Annotated in this window: 16 protein-coding genes; 7 read left to right on the plus strand and 9 right to left on the minus strand. The window is 71.2% G+C overall.

The window, feature by feature from the left end; translation table 11 throughout:
* Nucleotides 1–187: 50S ribosomal L9 C-terminal domain-containing protein (locus GBN72_RS22280; protein ID WP_281371851.1), on the plus strand; the 187-nt coding region annotated here is incomplete at its 5' end.
* Between the two features lie 163 nt (nt 188–350).
* Here the strand turns inward: GBN72_RS22280 and GBN72_RS22285 are convergent.
* Nucleotides 351–1697, minus strand: a complete 1347-nt coding sequence (locus GBN72_RS22285) for an MATE family efflux transporter (RefSeq protein ID WP_151773635.1) — start codon at nt 1695–1697, stop codon at nt 351–353.
* Between the two features lie 452 nt (nt 1698–2149).
* On the opposite strand from GBN72_RS22285, the gene dnaB reads away from it, so the two are divergent.
* Nucleotides 2150–3631, plus strand: coding sequence for a replicative DNA helicase (gene dnaB, locus GBN72_RS22290; protein WP_151773636.1), 1482 nt, complete (start codon nt 2150–2152; stop codon nt 3629–3631).
* 222 nt (nt 3632–3853) lie between these two features.
* Here dnaB and GBN72_RS22295 read toward each other — a convergent pair whose 3' ends face one another.
* Nucleotides 3854–4420: a dihydrofolate reductase family protein gene (locus GBN72_RS22295; RefSeq protein ID WP_151773637.1), complete on the minus strand. Its 567-nt coding sequence runs from the start codon at nt 4418–4420 to the stop codon at nt 3854–3856.
* 121 nt (nt 4421–4541) lie between these two features.
* Nucleotides 4542–5831: a GNAT family N-acetyltransferase gene (locus GBN72_RS22300; RefSeq protein WP_151773638.1), complete on the minus strand. Its 1290-nt coding sequence runs from the start codon at nt 5829–5831 to the stop codon at nt 4542–4544.
* A gap of 211 nt (nt 5832–6042) precedes the next feature.
* Between GBN72_RS22300 and GBN72_RS22305 the strand changes: the two genes are divergently transcribed.
* A complete protein-coding gene (locus GBN72_RS22305) occupies nt 6043–7443 on the plus strand; it encodes a serine hydrolase domain-containing protein (protein WP_151773639.1) in 1401 nt (466 codons plus the stop codon).
* 7 nt (nt 7444–7450) lie between these two features.
* Here GBN72_RS22305 and GBN72_RS22310 read toward each other — a convergent pair whose 3' ends face one another.
* The 5 genes from GBN72_RS22310 to GBN72_RS22335 all read right to left on the minus strand — a co-directional run bounded on the left by GBN72_RS22310 (nt 7451) and on the right by GBN72_RS22335 (nt 11600).
* Nucleotides 7451–7903, minus strand: coding sequence for a GNAT family N-acetyltransferase (locus tag GBN72_RS22310; protein ID WP_151773640.1), 453 nt, complete (start codon nt 7901–7903; stop codon nt 7451–7453).
* A 41-nt stretch (nt 7904–7944) separates the two neighbouring features.
* Nucleotides 7945–8427 carry an NUDIX domain-containing protein gene (locus tag GBN72_RS22315; RefSeq protein WP_151773641.1) on the minus strand — a complete coding sequence of 161 codons (483 nt, stop codon included), beginning with the start codon at nt 8425–8427 and terminating at the stop codon, nt 7945–7947.
* 69 nt (nt 8428–8496) lie between these two features.
* On the minus strand, nt 8497–9591 hold the full coding sequence (locus GBN72_RS35450) for a LysR family transcriptional regulator (RefSeq protein WP_246212759.1): 1095 nt from the start codon (nt 9589–9591) through the stop codon (nt 8497–8499).
* Between the two features lie 254 nt (nt 9592–9845).
* Complete coding sequence (locus tag GBN72_RS22330) at nt 9846–11066, minus strand: cystathionine gamma-lyase (RefSeq protein WP_151773642.1); 1221 nt, start codon at nt 11064–11066, stop codon at nt 9846–9848.
* 156 nt (nt 11067–11222) lie between these two features.
* Nucleotides 11223–11600 (minus strand): phage holin family protein, encoded by a 378-nt coding sequence (locus GBN72_RS22335; protein WP_151773643.1) that lies wholly within the window; start codon nt 11598–11600, stop codon nt 11223–11225.
* A 59-nt stretch (nt 11601–11659) separates the two neighbouring features.
* Here GBN72_RS22335 and GBN72_RS22340 point away from each other — a divergent pair, with 59 nt between their 5' ends.
* From GBN72_RS22340 to GBN72_RS22355, 4 genes are all read left to right on the plus strand, one after another.
* Complete coding sequence (locus tag GBN72_RS22340; RefSeq protein WP_151773644.1) at nt 11660–11977, plus strand: cupin domain-containing protein; 318 nt, start codon at nt 11660–11662, stop codon at nt 11975–11977.
* Between the two features lie 191 nt (nt 11978–12168).
* Nucleotides 12169–12387: a DUF5326 family protein gene (locus GBN72_RS22345; protein WP_151773645.1), complete on the plus strand. Its 219-nt coding sequence runs from the start codon at nt 12169–12171 to the stop codon at nt 12385–12387.
* Nucleotides 12388–12574: 187 nt separating this feature from the next.
* Entirely contained in the window at nt 12575–13471 is an 897-nt protein-coding gene (locus GBN72_RS22350) for an IclR family transcriptional regulator (protein ID WP_281371852.1), read from the plus strand.
* Between the two features lie 100 nt (nt 13472–13571).
* Complete coding sequence (locus GBN72_RS22355) at nt 13572–14009, plus strand: SsgA family sporulation/cell division regulator (protein WP_108956397.1); 438 nt, start codon at nt 13572–13574, stop codon at nt 14007–14009.
* A gap of 168 nt (nt 14010–14177) precedes the next feature.
* Here the strand turns inward: GBN72_RS22355 and GBN72_RS22360 are convergent, their stop codons facing one another.
* Nucleotides 14178–15704, minus strand: coding sequence for a YibE/F family protein (locus tag GBN72_RS22360; RefSeq protein WP_164540813.1), 1527 nt, complete (start codon nt 15702–15704; stop codon nt 14178–14180).
* Nucleotides 15705–15881: the final 177 nt, after the last annotated feature.

Genomic DNA, 15881 nt, shown 5'->3' on the forward strand with positions numbered 1-15881 from the left:
TCGTCTCTTCGGCTCCGTCACCCCGGCCGACATCGCTTCCGCGATCAAGGCTTCCGGTGGCCCCGAGGTCGACAAGCGCCGCATCGAGCTGGGCGCCCCGATCAAGACCCTGGGCTCGCACGAGACCTCGGTGCGTCTGCACCCCGAGGTCGCTGCCAAGGTCAGCGTCGAGGTCGTCTCCGCCTGAGCCTCGGCTCGGGACTGAGCTGACGCTCACGACCACCAAGAAGGGCCGCACCCCGTAGGGTGCGGCCCTTCTTGTCGTCCTGCCCCCTGCCGCTGCGCTGTTTCACGTGAAACGGCGGCGGGCTCCCCTTGGGGGTCGCTGGTTGCGGGTGCGCCGGCCGCCGTCAGCGGGTCGCGCCGGTGACGATCCACCGTCCGGATCGGGCGCGCCACCAGAGAGTCAGCAGTCGCACGGCCATCATCAGCGTCATCGCTCCCCAGAGCGCGGTAAGACCGCCACCCATGGCGGGCACCAGAAGTGCGGCGGGCGTGAAGACGACGAGCGTGGCGAGCATGGCCCAGGCCAGATAGGGGCCGTCGCCCGCGCCCATGAGCACGCCGTCCAGTACGAAGACGACCCCGCAGAGCGGCTGGCCCAATGCGATGACGATCAGAGCCGGGAACGCCGCATCATGGACCGTGGCGTCGCCGGTGAACAACGGCAACAGAAGGGGGCGCGCCACTACCACCAGGAGTCCGAGGGCGATGCCCGCGGCGATCCCCCACTCGACCATGCGGCGGCAGACCTCGCGGGCTTTCTGAGCATCTCCGGCTCCGAGGTAGCGCCCGATGATGGCCTGCCCGGCGATGGCGATGGCGTCCAGGGCGAAGGCCAGCAGGCTCCACAGGGAGAGGACGATCTGGTGGGCTGCCACGTCGGCGTCGCCCAGCCGGGCCGCGACCGCAGTGGCGATCATCAGAATTGCCCTCAGGGAGAGGGTGCGGACCAGCAGTGGGACGCCGGCCTGAGCGGACGCCCGGATCCCGGCCGCATCCGGACGCAGTGACGCCCCATGGCGCCGGGCCCCGCGCACGACCACGACCAGGTAGACGGCCGCCATGCCGCACTGGGCGATCACCGTGCCCCAGGCGGAACCCGCGATCCCCATGCCGGCGCCGTAGACCAGCACCACATTGAGGACAGCATTGGCCACGAATCCGGCGATGGCCACCCGCAAGGGTGTCTTGGTGTCCTGCAGTCCTCGCAGCACGCCGGTCGCGGCGAGGACGATCAACATCGGGGGTATGCCGAGCGAGGAGATCCGCAGATAGGTGACGGCGTACGGGGCAGCGGTGTCGGAAGCGCCGAACAGCCCGACCAGGTCCGGGGCGGTGGGCAGCACGACAGCGATCACCGCGCAGCCCAGGAGAAGCGCCAGCCAGATGCCGTCCATGCCCTGTCGGATGGCGGCGCCGAGGTCACCGGCACCGACCCGCCGGGCAACGGCGGCGGTGGTCGCATAGGCGAGAAAGACGAAGACGCTGACCGCAGTCGTCAGCAGAGCCGACGCCACGCCGAGACCGGCCAGTTGCGCGGTGCCCAAATGCCCGACGATGGCGCTGTCCGCGAGGATGAAAAGGGGCTCGGCGACCAAGGCCCCGAAGGCCGGGAGAGCCAGCGCGATGATCTCGCGGTCATGTCGGCGGCGGCCCGTCCGACCGATAGCGGAAGCCTGTGTCATAAGCACCAATCTAATCTTCCACAGGTAAGTGGCGCAACGCAGTTGTGGCGCTTACTTCGCCGGGGCTGACGTGGCCTCTCGCACAGCGTTCCGGGAGATCTTGACCGGGCGGCCGATTTTTTTCTTCTGCACAACCCCTGGGCGACGTAAGCGCAGGTCAACGAGATGGCGACAGGAATCCTGCGGGCTTGTTCACAGCGCTGTCCACCGACTCGTGCACAGGATTCGAGGAGTTGTCCACAGCATACGGCCGGTCTTCCACATGGCCTGTGGATAACCAGATTGGCTGAGGGTGCCTGCGGGCTTAGCGTGGTGCGGTGCTCACCCCCGCGCCGAGTGGAAATACCCCCACGTAACCGGCACATCTCAAGGGTAGGCGAGCAGCTCGATCTGTCAGAGCCGTGTCGTACAACTGGTAGGCACGGCGAGGTCCGCACGGCGGACGGGAGGAGGGTCGCTCGGTGAGCATTTCCGAGCCCTTGGACGACCCCTGGGCCGAGAGCGGTCCCAGTGATCGTCTGCCCGCGTCGCGCCGCCGTGAGGACTCCGGTCCGGGCCGTTCCGGCGGTCGTGGGGACCGTTCCGGGGAAGGAAGGTGGGCCGACCAGGAGGTCTCCCCCTTCGAACGGGTGCCGCCGCAGGACCTCGACGCCGAACAGTCCGTGCTCGGCGGCATGCTGCTGTCCAAGGACGCCATCGCGGACGTGGTGGAGGTCCTCAAGGGCCACGACTTCTACAAGCCGGCCCATGAGCTGATCTACCAGGCCATCCTGGACGTGTACGCCAAGGGCGAGCCGGCCGACCCGATCACCATCGCCGCCGAGCTCACCAAGCGGGGCGAGATCAACAAGGTGGGTGGCGCCGCCTACCTGCACACCCTGGTCCAGACGGTCCCCACCGCGGCCAACGCCGAGTACTACGCGGAGATCGTCCACGAACGGGCCGTGCTTCGCCGCCTGGTGGAGGCCGGAACGCGGATCACCCAGATGGGATACGCGGCGGACGACGACGTCGACGAGATCGTCAACCGCGCCCAGGCCGAGATCTACGCCGTCACCGAGCAGCGCACCAGCGAGGACTACCTCCCGCTCGGCGACATCATGGAGGGCGCGCTCGACGAGATCGAGGCGATCGGATCCCGCAGCGGAGAGATGACCGGCGTCCCCACCGGCTTCACCGACTTCGACGCCCTGACCAACGGTCTGCATCCCGGTCAGATGGTCGTCATCGCCGCCCGTCCGGCCATGGGTAAGTCGACCCTGGCGCTGGACTTCGCCCGTGCGGCGTCGATCAAGCACCAGCTGCCCAGTGTGATCTTCTCCCTGGAGATGGGCCGCAACGAGATCGCCATGCGACTGCTCTCCGCGGAGGCGCGGGTGGCCCTGCACCACATGCGGTCCGGCACCATGACCGACGACGACTGGACGCGGCTGGCGCGCAGGATGCCCGACGTCTCCGCCGCGCCGCTCTACATCGACGACTCCCCGAACCTGTCGATGATGGAGATCAGGGCCAAGTGCCGTCGGCTGAAGCAGCGCAACGACCTCAAGCTGGTCGTCATCGACTACCTCCAGCTGATGCAGTCCGGCGGATCCAAGCGCGCCGAGAGCCGCCAGCAGGAGGTCTCGGACATGTCCCGTAACCTCAAGCTGCTGGCCAAGGAGCTGGAGATCCCGGTGATCGCGCTCTCCCAGCTGAACCGAGGCCCCGAGCAGCGGACCGACAAGAAGCCGATGGTCTCCGACCTGCGTGAGTCCGGATCCATCGAGCAGGACGCCGACATGGTCATCCTCCTGCACCGCGAGGACGCCTACGAGAAGGAGTCCCCGCGCGCGGGTGAGGCCGACCTGATCGTGGCCAAGCACCGTAACGGTCCGACGGCCACCATCACCGTCGCCTTCCAGGGCCACTACTCGCGCTTCGTGGACATGGCCCAGAGCTGACGCGGATCGGAGACCGGTAGGTCGAGCCGCCCACCGGTACGGGTGATCGGGCTCCGACGGTGGCGCCTCGGTGGTGCCCGGGTGGTGCCCGGTGGTGCCCCCGACACCGTGGGCTCGCGGGACATCGCTCGTGGGTTCGGAAGCGTCCGGCGGGGGAGACGGCCGCGAGGGTGCGCGCCGGTGAGGGGCACCCGTCCAAGCTAGGGGCCGGCGGGACGCTGCTCAGCGCCTTGTCTCGTACCTGGTCAGGATCACGCCGTCGGGAAGCGTCCGCGTCTCCACCAGGTTCAGGTTCACCCAGCTGTCCACCGCGGCGAAGAACGGCGTGCCGCCGCCCACCAGGACCGGATGGGTGGCGATCACGTATTCGTCGATCAGCCCGGCGCGCATGGCCGCCCCGGCGAGCGTCGCGCCGCCGATGCTCATCGGGCCGCCGTCCTCGGCCTTGAGCCGGGTGATCTCGGCGATCGCGTCGCCGGTGACCAGGCGGGCGTTCCAGTCGACCTTGTCGATCGTCGAGGAGAACACGACCTTCGGCGTGTCCCGCCAGTTCCGCGCAAACTCGACCTGGGCCGGGGTGGCGTCGGGCTGCTGGTCGCCGGTCGGCCAGTAGACGCTCATCACCTCCCAGAGCTTGCGCCCGTACAGCGACAGGCCAGTCGCCTGCTCGTGGTCGAGCCACCACTGGAACAGCTCGTGGCTCGGCGGTCCGCTCCAGCCGATGTCGTCGCCGGCCGCGGCGATGTAGCCGTCCAGGGTCAGATTCATGCCGTAGATCAGTTTCCGCATGGCCGAGCCTTCCGTCCGTGTCCGGTGTGGAGACCAGCGTGGCCCGGGGAACTCATCGGCGCGCGATCCGGCTCGCCCAGACCCTGTACCCGTCCGCGGGGACCCCGCGGACGCGACGGCGTCAGAACCAGTGCAGGCAGTGCGGAGGACGCTCGGCGCGGAAGAGGGCGTCCGCGAGGGCGGCCGCGCCCGGGCGGTGGGCCCGGATGTGTCCCGCTCGCACCAGGGTGCTCACCGAGGTGCCGCCGAGGTAGACGGCGCCAAGGTCCTGCACGTCCAGTGACAGGTCGGGGTCGAGGTCGGTGGGGACGCAGTCCGCCTTCCCGTCCCGGACGGTCAGCAGGTGGCGTCCCCGCTCGCCGAGGAACGGGTCGTCGACGTCGAGGACCAGCTCGCCGTCGGTGAACCAGCCGCGGGAGGTCAGCGCCCGGGGGACGTCCAGCAGGCGCACCCAGAGCCAGTCGGTGACGTGGCCGACCTCGCCGGCGCGGTGGTCGGTCAGCTGCCAGCGCAGCGGGTGTCCGGGCGGGACGTGCTTGAACACGACCTTCTCGACCAGGTCGTGGCCGAGGACGAACCTGGCGAGGTCCGTGAAGACCGCGTCGTCGGCGGCGATGGTCTCGTCGACCGTCAGGACCTGGTCCGCCAGCGAGTAGCTGGCGTAGCCGTCCGGGACACCGTCGGCGTCCCGGTGGACGGCGACGTACCGGGGCGCTTCGGAGACGGGGGGCTGCCCCGCGCCCCGTTCCCACCAGCGGTGGGGCCGGGAGAGCGCGCCGGGCTGTGCGCGGCGGTACCGGTCGTAGACCTCCTCCAGGAGCTCTCCGCACCGGGAACGGCGCAGCACCTCCACGGAGCCCGATCCGGAGCCGACTCCGGAGCCCGATCCGGAGCCGACTCCGGAGCCCGATCCGGAGCCGGAGCCCGAGCCGGTGTTCGCGCCGTTACCCGTCCCGCGTGCCCGGGGGAGCGACCAGGCGGCCTGGTGGCGCGGCACCGTCAGCCGCTGCGTGTAGGTGGCCGGCCCGTAGCCGAACCTGCCGTAGATCGGGGCCTCCGAGGCCAGCAGCACGGCGAGGACCTCTCCCTGGGCCTTCAGGTCGGTGAGCTGCCGCCGCATCATCGCGGTGAGTACACCCTGGCGCCGGTGCGTGGGCAACACGCCGACCGCGGTCACCCCGGGGGCCGGGACGAGGACCTCGCCGGGCAGCGTGAGCTCGAAGGAGTAGGCGCCCGCGGTGCCGACCGGGCGCCCGTCGTCCGTCTCGGCGATCAGGCCGCGGTCCATCTCGAACGCCGACCACCAGGCGCCCCTGCCGTCGGCCGGGGTGTCCGGGACGACCCCGAACGCGACGTGGAGGGTGTCGACGAAGACGTCGAGGTCCTGGTCGGTCGTGGAACGGATCTCCATCGCTGGCGGTGCCTCCCCGGGATACCGGCACCACGACCGTGGCGCCCGCCACAGTGCAGTACCGGCACCACCCCCAGGTCAATCGAATTACGGCCGACGTGCGGCCGCGACCCGTGATCTGCCGCTCGTGCGCGCATTGGGGCTCCCGTGGCGTCCGCGCGACGTTCCGCGGTGGTCCCGTCGCCCGGATCCGTCTGATCCACTGAGTGCCATGACGACACCTCAGGAAGAGCACGCCCTGCTCCCCGCCACCCGTCGCGCGCTGCTGCACCGGATCGCCGTCGCACAGGCCGAGGGCCGGGCCCCGTCACTGACCGCCGCGGTCGTGAGGGGCGGGGAGATCGTGTGGACCGGGTCGCGGACCTCGGTCAACGGGCACGCGCCCGACGGCGACGTCCAGTACCGGATCGGCTCGATCACCAAGACCTTCACCGCTGTCCTCGTGCTGCGGCTGCGCGACGAGGGACGCATCTCGCTCGAGGACCCTCTGGAGAAGCACCTCCCGGGCACCTCGGCCGGTGGGGCCACCATCGCCCAGCTGCTCGCCCACACCGCGGGCCTGGCAGCCGAGTCGCCCGGTCCCTGGTGGGAGCGGACGCCCGGATCGCTGCGTCCCGGACTGGCCGACGTCCTCGGCGAGGATCCGCTGCTGCACCCGGGCGGACGCCGCTTCCACTACTCCAACCCCGGTTACACGCTGCTGGGCGCTCTGGTGGAGGAGCTGCGGCAGGAGCCCTGGGAGCGGGTGCTGCGCCGTGAGGTGCTGGAACCGCTCGGGCTCCGTCGCACCGGCCCGGACCCGGTGGCCCCGCACGCGGGCGGCTGGGCCGTCCACCCGTGGGCCGACGTGCTGCTCCCCGAACCGGTCGAGGACCTGGGCCGGATGGCGCCCGCCGGGCAGCTGTGGTCGACCACCGAGGACCTGGCGCGCTTCGCCGTCTTCCTCGCCCGTGGCGACGACCGGGTGCTGAGCGCGTCCTCCGTCGTGGAGATGCGCACCCCCGCCGCGCCGCCCGAGCCGGGCGACCTGGCGGCGGGGTCCGGCTACGGGCTGGGGATGCAGGTCCAGCAGTGGGGTGAACGCAGGCTGGTCGGGCACTCCGGCTCGCTTCCCGGCTACCTGGCCAACCTGTCCATCGCCGTCGAGGACGACGTGGCCTCGGTGGTGCTGGTCAACTGCACCTCCGGCCTCTCCATCTCCACGGTCGGCGCGGACCTGGTGCGCATCGTGGCGGAGGCCGAGCCGCGGATCCCCGAACCCTGGCGGCCCCTCCCGGAGGTCGACCCGGCCGTGCTGGCGCTCACCGGGCCCTGGTACTGGGGCACCTCGCCCTTCGTGCTGCGCATGACGGCCGACGGCGGGGTCTCCCTCGACCCGATGGGCGCCCCTGGCCGGCGGTCCCGGTTCCGGGCCGCCGGTGACGGCTCCTGGATCGGCCTGGAGGGCTACTACGCGGGGGAGACCCTGCGCGCGGTCCGAGCGCCGGACGGCACCGTGACCCATCTCGACCTGGGCTCCTTCGTCTTCACCCGCACCGCCTACGACCCCGCCGCCCCGGTTCCGGGAGGCGTGGACGAGGAGGGGTGGCGCGGGCTCAGGCAGGAGGGGTGATCTCCCGTCAGAGCTGGAACTTGAAACCGATGTGCGAGGCGGTGAAGCCGAGGCGCTCGTAGAACCGTCGGGTATCGGTCCGGGTGGCGTCGGAGGTCAGCTGCACCAGTTGGCACCCCTGCCGCCCGGACTCCTCGATCGCCCACCGGACGAGGTGGCTGCCCAGGCCGCCACCGCGCTCGGCGGAGTGCACCCGGACGCCCTCGATGACCGACCGGGTGGTGCCACGGCGCGACAGGCCCGGGATCACGGACAGTTGCAGGGTGCCGACGACCCTCCCCGAGCGTTCGGCCACCATCAGGTGCTGGTTCGGGTCGTCCGTGAGCCGCTTCAGTGCGGCCAGGTAGGGGGCGAGGTCGTCCGGGGTCTCGCGGTGGGCGCCGAGCGGGTCGTCGGCGTACAGGGCCACGATGGCCGGCACGTCGTCCGTCTCGGCCGGGCGTATGAGGAGGTCGTCCATGACGGCACCCTAGGGCGTCGGCGGCGAGCCGTCGCCCGGATTCAGACCAGGTCCGCGGCGTGCAGGGCGCGGACGCCCTCGATGTTGCCGTCCAGGTAGTGCCGCAGGGAGAGCGGCACGAGATGGACGGAGGCGATGCCGATCCGGGTGAACGGCACCCGCACGATCTCGTACTCCCCGGCCGGCTCCTCGACCTCGGGGCCGTGGCGGAGGGCGGGATCCATGGACTCCAGTCGGCAGACGAAGAAGTGCTGCACCTTCACGCCGGTCGACGCCTCGTCCGGGCCGATGTGTTCCACCGTGTCCACGAAGCACGGGATGACGCCCGTGATCTTGGCGCCGAGCTCCTCGTGCACCTCGCGGTGCAGCGCCTCGACGACGGTGGTGTCCTCGGGCTCCACCCCGCCTCCGGGAGTGACCCAGTAGGGGTCGACGCCAGGCTTGGTTCGCTTGATCAGGATGAGATCGGGGCCGTCCAGCAGGACGGCGCGGGCGGTGCGCTTGACCACGGGGCGGACGGTCATGGGGGGAATCTGGCCCGCGATGTTCCACGTGAAACATCGCCCACGGCCATTCGCCCGGGACCGCGGCCGTCAGGACCAGGCCGCAGCAGCCCGCTGGAGCCGCTCGTGAACCCGTCCGATGTGGGGCAGGCCCAGGGTTCCGGTACGCACCACCAGGAAGTACGTGCGCAGCGGGGGCACATCGGGCTCGTACAGGCAGACCACGGTGCCCTGGTCGAGGGCGGGAGCGCAGAGATACCGCGGCAGGACGGCGAGCCCGGCGCCCCGCACGGCGCAGGCCAGCACGGCCCTGAGGTCCGGCACCACCACCGCGCCGGAGGCGGCGGCCGGCCGGGCGTCGAACACGGAGGACCAGAAGCGCGAGACGAACGGGAGCGACTCGTGCACCTCGACCACGGGCAGCCGGTCCAGCCTGGCGCGGATCTCCTCCGGTGACAGCGGCACCGACGTCACCGACGGCACCGCAGGCACCGACGGCACCGCAGGGTCGTCGGACGTCCTGGCGGGATGCCCGGACGCCCTGCCAGGCCCCCCGGAGGCTCCGGCAGGACCCCCGGACGTCCTGACGGGGTCGCCGGACGCCCTGGTGGGGCCGTCGGCCGGTCCGGTGCCGGGCCGTGCGGCGTCGGTCGTGCCTGCCACGGCGGCCAGGTCGGGAGCGGCTACCAGCACATGCTCCTCGTCGCACAGCGGTGTGGCGTTCAGCAGGGCGCCACGGGGGCGGGCGGTGGTCACGGCGAGGTCGTAGTGCCCCGCGGCCAGCCCTTCGAGGATCTCCTCGTCGTTGCCGAACGAGGCGCGCAGGGGCGGGGGCGGGCCGTCCTCGCCGGTGAGACCGATCAGCGCGGGCAGGAGGCGCTCCGCCACGAACTCGGGTGGTCCGGCCAGGTGGAGGGTCCGGGAGATGTGCTCGTCGAGGCCTGTCTCGGCGATCCCCACCAGGGCGTCCAGGTGGGGTGCCGCCTTGTGGGCCAGTTCGTCGCCGATGGTGGTGGGAACGACTCCGCGGGCCCGCCGCAGGAAGAGCGGACGTCCGAGCTGGCGTTCCAGCGTGCGGATCTGCGAGGTCACGGCGGGCTGGGAGAGCCCCAGGAGCGCGGCGGCGCGCGTGAAGGAGCCGGCCCGGTGCACCGCCACGAAGGTACGGAGCAAGGCCAGATCCATGGACGCCCCCCTCGGCATTCCAGGACGGTACGGACCGCCCGCGGCGGCCCGCCGGAAGCGTACAACTATAAATATGTCGATAGGTCTCTGTCGCTCCAGTGATTGGACACTGACACAGAGTCAACTAGCCTTGGTCGCGCGGTGCGACCGGGTGGTCGTGCGGCAGGCCGGGGGCCCGGTCCGAGCCACGAGGGGGGAGGCTCGGACCGGGCCGTTGGCGTGCTTGTCGGGCAGGCCCGACAGCGGGCGGGGGATCAGCTCCCGGAGACCGGCCGCGCGGCCTCGTCGAGGGCTCGCAGCACGTCCGCCACCAGGTCCTCCGGGTCCTCCGCGCCCACCGAGAGACGGATGAAGCCGGCGGGCACCGCGTCCCCGCCCCAGCGACCGCGCCGCTCCGCACTGGACCGCACGCCGCCGAAGCTGGTCGCCTCGTCCACCAGGCGCAGTGCCTCCAGGAAGCGTTCCGCGTGCTCGCGGCCGGGGAGGGTGAAGGAGACGACGCAGCCGAAGCGGCGCATCTGGCGGGAGGCCACGGCGTACGACGGGTCGTCGGGCAGCCCCGGGTAGCGCAGGTCGGTGACCTCCGGGCGCTCCTTGAGCGTCCGGGCCAGGGTGAGGGCGGTGGCCGCCTGCCGGTCCACCCGCATCTGGAGGGTGGAGATCGAGCGGTGCGCCAGCCACGCCTCCATGGGACCGGGGATGACCCCGACGATCTTCCGCCACCGCCGGACCGCGTCCATCGCCTCGCCGCGGGCGCCGGTCACGTAGCCGAGCAGCACGTCCCCATGGCCGGTGAGCTGCTTGGTGCCGCTGGCCACCGAGAAGTCCGCGCCCAGCTCCAGGGGCCGCTGGCCGAGCGGCGTGGCCAGGGTGTTGTCGACGGCCACCAGGATGCCCCGGGCGTGCGCCTCCTCGGCGAGCCGGCGCACGTCGCAGACGTCCAGGCCGGGGTTGGAGGGCGTCTCGATCCAGAGCAGGGTGGCCCCGTCGAGGACCTCGAGCTGGGCGTCACCACCGGTGGGCGCGGTGCGCACCTCGACGCCGAACGCCTCGAGCTGGGCCCGGACCAGGGGGAACACCTGGTAGCCGTCGCTGGGCAGGACCACCGTGTCACCGGAGCGGAGCTGGGAGAAGATCACCGCGGAGATCGCGCCCATGCCGGAGGGGAAGACCAGGGTCTCCACGTCGTCCCGCCCGGGAGCCTCGAGCTCACCGATGGCGTTCTCCAGCAACGTCCAGGTGGGGTTCTCGTCGCGGCCGTACGTGTAGGGGCCGGTGGGTTCACCCGGGAGGTGGAAGTGGGCGGCGAAGACGGGGCCGGGGAGGGTCGGCTCGTACTTCACGGCTTCCGGCAGACCGGCGCGCACCGCGCGGGTGCCGTCGCCCGTCCCGCAGCCGGTGGGACCCGTGCCGTCCGGGGCGGCGTTCCGTGCGCCGGTGTCCTGTGCCGAGGGCTCGGCGGCGGAGTCGTTCATGCGGCCCGTCCTTCCTGTTGCTCACGTCCGGTGGCGGCCGGTAGGGGCCCGCCGCCCTCACTGTCTCAGGGCGGCCGGACCGGCGGGCGCACGGGTGGGTGCGGACGGGCAGGTCAGGGACGGGACGCCGGGCTCCGCACCGGACGCCGGGCGAGTTCAGTCCTTGTCGGGCAGGACCAGGTTCAGGGCCCAGGAGACCACCGAGATGACCAGGCCGCCCAGGACCGCGGTCCAGAAGCCCTCGACGTGGAAGCTCAGGTCGAGCTCGCCGGCGATCCAGGACGTGAGCAGCAGCATCAGGGCGTTGACCACCAGGGTGATCAGGCCCAGGGTGAGGATGAACAACGGCAGGGTCAGGAGCAGGACGACCGGCTTCACCAGCAGGTTCACCAGGCCGAAGATCAACGCCACCACGACCAGCGTCCATGCCTTCTCGCCGGTGCTGCCGCCGTCCAGGTTGATCTTGTCGATCAGCCACACGGCGACCGCCAGGGCACCGGCATTGGCGAGCGTCTTGACTAGGAAATTCATCATGTATCTGATCGTGGCAGAAGAGATCGATTCTGGTCCTGACCCGGAGGGTGAACGGGGCGATGAAAGCATTCCGGCTGGATGAACTGGAAGCGGAGCGGGCCGCCAACGAGGGCGCGTACCTGCAGTTCCTGCGGGAGCGGAACATGTCGGTGGGTCTTTACGCGCTGGACGCCGGTGCGCAGGACCCGCAGCAGCCGCATCACCAGGACGAGGTGTACTTCGTGGTGAGCGGGCGCGGCTGGCTCACGGTGGGGACCGAGACCACCGAGGTGGCGCGCGGCAGCGTGGTCTACGTTCCGGCCAACGTCCCGCACAAGTTCCACCACATCAGCGAGGACCTTCGCGTGATGGTGGTCTTCTCGCCGCCCGAGGGCTGACTGCGCCGGAGGGCGCCGACGGCCCCGGAGGAGCCGGGGGAGCGCCGGGACCGGCCGTGTCCGGGTGTCGGCCGACGCGACCCCTAGGGGGGCGGTCAGGGACGAACGAGGGTGCTCGGAGGCCCTGCCGGGCCCCTCGCACGCCTAGCATCGAAGACGTAGCGGACGACTTACAGGGAAAGGGCTGGGCGATGCGTGAGATCTTCGCGGACGTGCCGTGGTGGGTGAAGTGGATCGCGATCCCGGTGATCGCTCTGGTCGTCTTCGGCGGCCTGATAGCGAGCGTGCTCGGCTTCCTGGTGGGTCTGCTCTTCAAGGTGCTGGTCTTCGTGGCGCTGGTGGGGGGTCTGATCTTCCTGGTGCGGAAGGCCAAGGGATCGTCCTCCGCGTCCTCCGAACGGAAGTGGTAGCCGCTCCCGGGAGCGCAAGGGGCCGATCCCCCGTGAGAGGGAAGCTTCGCCCGCGGGGTGTATGCGGACGGTGACGGGCAGTTAGAGTCCGGAGCTCGACGTGGGGGAGCCAGAACCCCCGCGGGCGGCCCGCAATCGCCCGTGTTGCCCCGGCACGGGCAGCCTCCTCGCGCTCCGGGAGTGACCCTTGGCCACGGCCGACACCGCGTCCGCCTCACGACGCGCCCCCACCGTGCCCGCCCAGCCGACCCAGGCAGACCATGCCCCGGCCGCTGCCGCGAAGGAACGCGGAGGAGGCAGAGGGGGCGGGTCCGCCGGACGGCCGGGCCAGGGACAGCCGGCGACGCTCATCGGATCGGTCCAGCGGGCCATGCGGCTGCTGGAGACGGTCGCCGCGCACGAACAGGGGGCGCCGGCCAAGCAACTGGCCCGGCAGACCGGGCTGGCCCTGCCGACCACGTACCACCTCCTGCGGACCCTCGTCCACGAGGGCTATCTGCGCCGCGACAGCGGGCTCTTCCACCTCGGTGACGCCGCCGAGCGGCTGAGCCGCAGGGTGGCCCGGCAGAGACGTCACAGCGCCGTCACCGACACACTGGCCCACTGGCACGGCGTCGTCGGGGCGCCGCTCTACTGCGCCCGGTACCGCGACGGAGAGATCGAGGTCGTCGGCGTCGCGGACTCCCAGGAGCACCCCGCGGTCGACGAGTGGGCCGATTTCCGGTCCACCGGCCACGCGCACGCCATCGGGCAGTGTCTGCTCTCCCAGCTCGACGAGGAGGACCGGCGGGACCACCTGGCCCGTCATCCGGTGCGGTCACTGACCCCGTACACGGTCGAGGACGAGACCGCGCTCCTGCGGCGTTTGGCGGCGGGCCGTCATGGGGAGCCAGTGATCGAGCGTCAGGAATACGCGCTGGGCACGGTGTGCGCCGCGATCCCCATCAGGATCGGGACCATCGTCGCCGCGGTGGCCGTCTCCCTCCCCGTTCACCAGGCCGACCACCTGCTCCCCACGGCCCGCCGGCTCCAGGCCGAGATCGGGCGCGAGCCCGCGGCCCTGGCCCTGTCTTTCAGTATCTGAAAAATCACTCCTTGTGATTCGCCGTGTACGTTCAGCAAGATGGCGCGCAGGGTCAGCAGGATGAGTCCCGGAAACCCGAGGACAAAAGACGGGGTAGGCGATGCGCGAGTCGGTGCAGGCAGAGGTCATGATGAACTTTCTCGTCTCGGACGAGCTCTCGTTCCGCATTCCGGTCGAGCTGCGCTACGAGACCTCTGATCCGTTCGCCGTGCGACTGACCTTTCACCTTCCTGGTGACGCGCCGGTGACCTGGGCCTTCGGTCGGGAGCTGCTGATCGACGGTGTGGGGCGGCCCTGCGGGGACGGCGACGTACGGGTGTCGCCCGCCGACCCCGACATGCTGGGCGAGGTGCTGATCCGGCTCCAGGTCGGACGCGACCAGGCGCTGTTCCGGTCCGGGGCCGCTCCGCTGGTGGCGTTCCTCGACCGGACGGACAAGCTGGTGCCGCTCGGCCAGGAGGGCGCGCTGGCGGACTTCGACGCCCACCTCGACGAGGCGCTCGACCGCATCCTGGCCGAGGAACAGAGCGCCGGCTGACCTTGCCACCGCCACCCGTTCCGGATGTGTGAAGGAACGCTTCGGCCAGGTGTCCGGAGAGCGAGCGGTCCTTCCCCGCCGCACTCCGGACACCGACTCCCCGCCCCCGCGTGACTCCCGCCGCGTCTCCCCGTTCGTGTCCCGTGCGGGGACCGGACGCACCGGGGCTCAGCGGCGGCGGCGACGCCCCCGCGTTCCGCGCCCGCCGAGGGCTCGGCCGGGACCCTGACCCGACTGACCCGCCGCCCGCCCTCCGGAACGGCCAACGCCCCGCCCCGCCGTGGAGCCGGCGCCGGGTCCGTCCGGCCCCGGGCGGTCCGCGGCGACCACCAGGGCGGCCAGCGCGGTGGTCACCGGTACCGAGGCCACCAGGCCGATGGAACCGATCAGGGTGCGCACGATCTCCTGGGCGACCAGCTCGCTGTTGGCGACCGAGCCCACACTGCTCTGGGCGATCGAGAAGAGCAGCAGCAGCGGCAGTGCCGCACCGGCGTAGGCCAGGACCAGGGTGTTGACCACCGAGGCGATGTGGTCCCGGCCGATCCGCAGACCGGCCCGGTAGAGCCCGCGCGGACCGAGCGAGGGGTTGGCCTCGTGGAGTTCCCATACCGCCGAGGTCTGGGTGACCGTCACGTCGTCCAGGACGCCCAGTGAACCGATGATGACCCCCGCCAGGAGCAGACCGCTCATGTCGAGCTGCGGGTACAGGCCGTGGATCAGTCCGGTGTTGTCGTCGGTGTTGCCGGTCAGGTCGCCCCATCCGATGAAGACCGAGCCCAGGATGCCGATCAGCACCAGCGACACCAGGGTGCCCAGGACCGCCACCGATGTTCTGGCCGACAGCCCGTGGCAGAGATAGAGCGCGATCAGCATGATGGCGCTGGACCCGACCACCGCCACCAGCAGCGGATTCGAGCCCTGCAGGATGGCCGGGAGGATGAACAGGGTGAGCACCAGAAAGCTCACCGCCAGGGCGATGAGCGCCATCAGGCCCCGCAGCCGGCCCACGACCACGACCGCCACCGCGAAGATGGCCGCCAGCAGGGCCAGCGGGAACTTCCGGTCCATGTCCATGACCGAGTACTGGAGTTCCTTCGGCGCGGTCGGCTCGTAGGCGACGATCACCGAGTCGCCCTTCGCCAACTGCCGGGACTGGTCACGCTGGACCGTCTCGACGAAGGTCTTTCCCTGGTCCTTGCCGGTGTCGATGCGAACGGTCGCCAGCGTGCACTGCCGGCTCTTCTGGTTCCCCTGGCCGCAGGACGTCTTCTCCACCTGGGTCACGGTGGCCTGCTCCGTGTGCCGGTCGAAGCCCACACCGGAGCGCTCGTGCCCCGGTGCCCCGCCGGGCCAGAGCACGAGCAGGCCGACGACCACCGCGGCGGCGAACGGGACCAGGACGGCGGTGATGATCCTCCGCAGTCGGCGGGAGGCCGGCGCGGCGGGCCCGTGAGCGTGGCTGTGGCCGTGACCGTGGCCGTCACCGGGACCGGAGCCGTGGCCGGATCCGTGGCCGTTACCGGAGCCGTGGCCGGAGCCCTGGTCGGGTGGGGGCCCTTGGCGGTGTCCGGGGTCACGGGGGTGTCCCTGGCCCTGGCCGGGGCCGTGTCCATGGGCGTGACCGGGACCCTGCGGGTGGCCGTGAGGCACGTGTGCGCCGGTGGGGGGACGCGGCGGTTCGGGAGGCGGTTGCATGGTGCTCACGGACAGATCATCCCAAGAGTGACAGAGGCCTACTGTTCACCGCGCCCGGCGGGACGCTAGCGTGGGGTCACCTTTGCACACGCGGGAGCTCGGAGCACCGGGCTGAGAGGACGCTGACTTCCGTTCCGCCCTGTCCCAGGGCGGACAGACGATGTTTCACGGGAAACA

The organism is Streptomyces abyssomicinicus (assembly GCF_008974245.1).
GTDB lineage: Bacteria > Actinomycetota > Actinomycetes > Streptomycetales > Streptomycetaceae > Streptomyces > Streptomyces abyssomicinicus.

Excerpts from the sequence above, each read along its gene's own strand:
- GBN72_RS22295 (WP_151773637.1), bottom strand. The coding sequence starts at position 4,420 with ATGCGGAAACTGATCTACGGCATGAATCTGACCCTGGACGGCTACATC.
- GBN72_RS22300 (WP_151773638.1), bottom strand. The coding sequence starts at position 5,831 with ATGGAGATCCGTTCCACGACCGACCAGGACCTCGACGTCTTCGTCGAC.
- GBN72_RS22305 (WP_151773639.1), top strand. The coding sequence starts at position 6,043 with ATGACGACACCTCAGGAAGAGCACGCCCTGCTCCCCGCCACCCGTCGC.
- GBN72_RS22310 (WP_151773640.1), bottom strand. The coding sequence starts at position 7,903 with ATGGACGACCTCCTCATACGCCCGGCCGAGACGGACGACGTGCCGGCC.
- GBN72_RS22315 (WP_151773641.1), bottom strand. The coding sequence starts at position 8,427 with ATGACCGTCCGCCCCGTGGTCAAGCGCACCGCCCGCGCCGTCCTGCTG.
- GBN72_RS35450 (WP_246212759.1), bottom strand. The coding sequence starts at position 9,591 with ATGGATCTGGCCTTGCTCCGTACCTTCGTGGCGGTGCACCGGGCCGGC.
- GBN72_RS22330 (WP_151773642.1), bottom strand. The coding sequence starts at position 11,066 with ATGAACGACTCCGCCGCCGAGCCCTCGGCACAGGACACCGGCGCACGG.
- GBN72_RS22335 (WP_151773643.1), bottom strand. The coding sequence starts at position 11,600 with ATGATGAATTTCCTAGTCAAGACGCTCGCCAATGCCGGTGCCCTGGCG.
- GBN72_RS22340 (WP_151773644.1), top strand. The coding sequence starts at position 11,660 with ATGAAAGCATTCCGGCTGGATGAACTGGAAGCGGAGCGGGCCGCCAAC.
- GBN72_RS22345 (WP_151773645.1), top strand. The coding sequence starts at position 12,169 with ATGCGTGAGATCTTCGCGGACGTGCCGTGGTGGGTGAAGTGGATCGCG.
- GBN72_RS22355 (WP_108956397.1), top strand. The coding sequence starts at position 13,572 with ATGCGCGAGTCGGTGCAGGCAGAGGTCATGATGAACTTTCTCGTCTCG.
- GBN72_RS22360 (WP_164540813.1), bottom strand. The coding sequence starts at position 15,704 with ATGCAACCGCCTCCCGAACCGCCGCGTCCCCCCACCGGCGCACACGTG.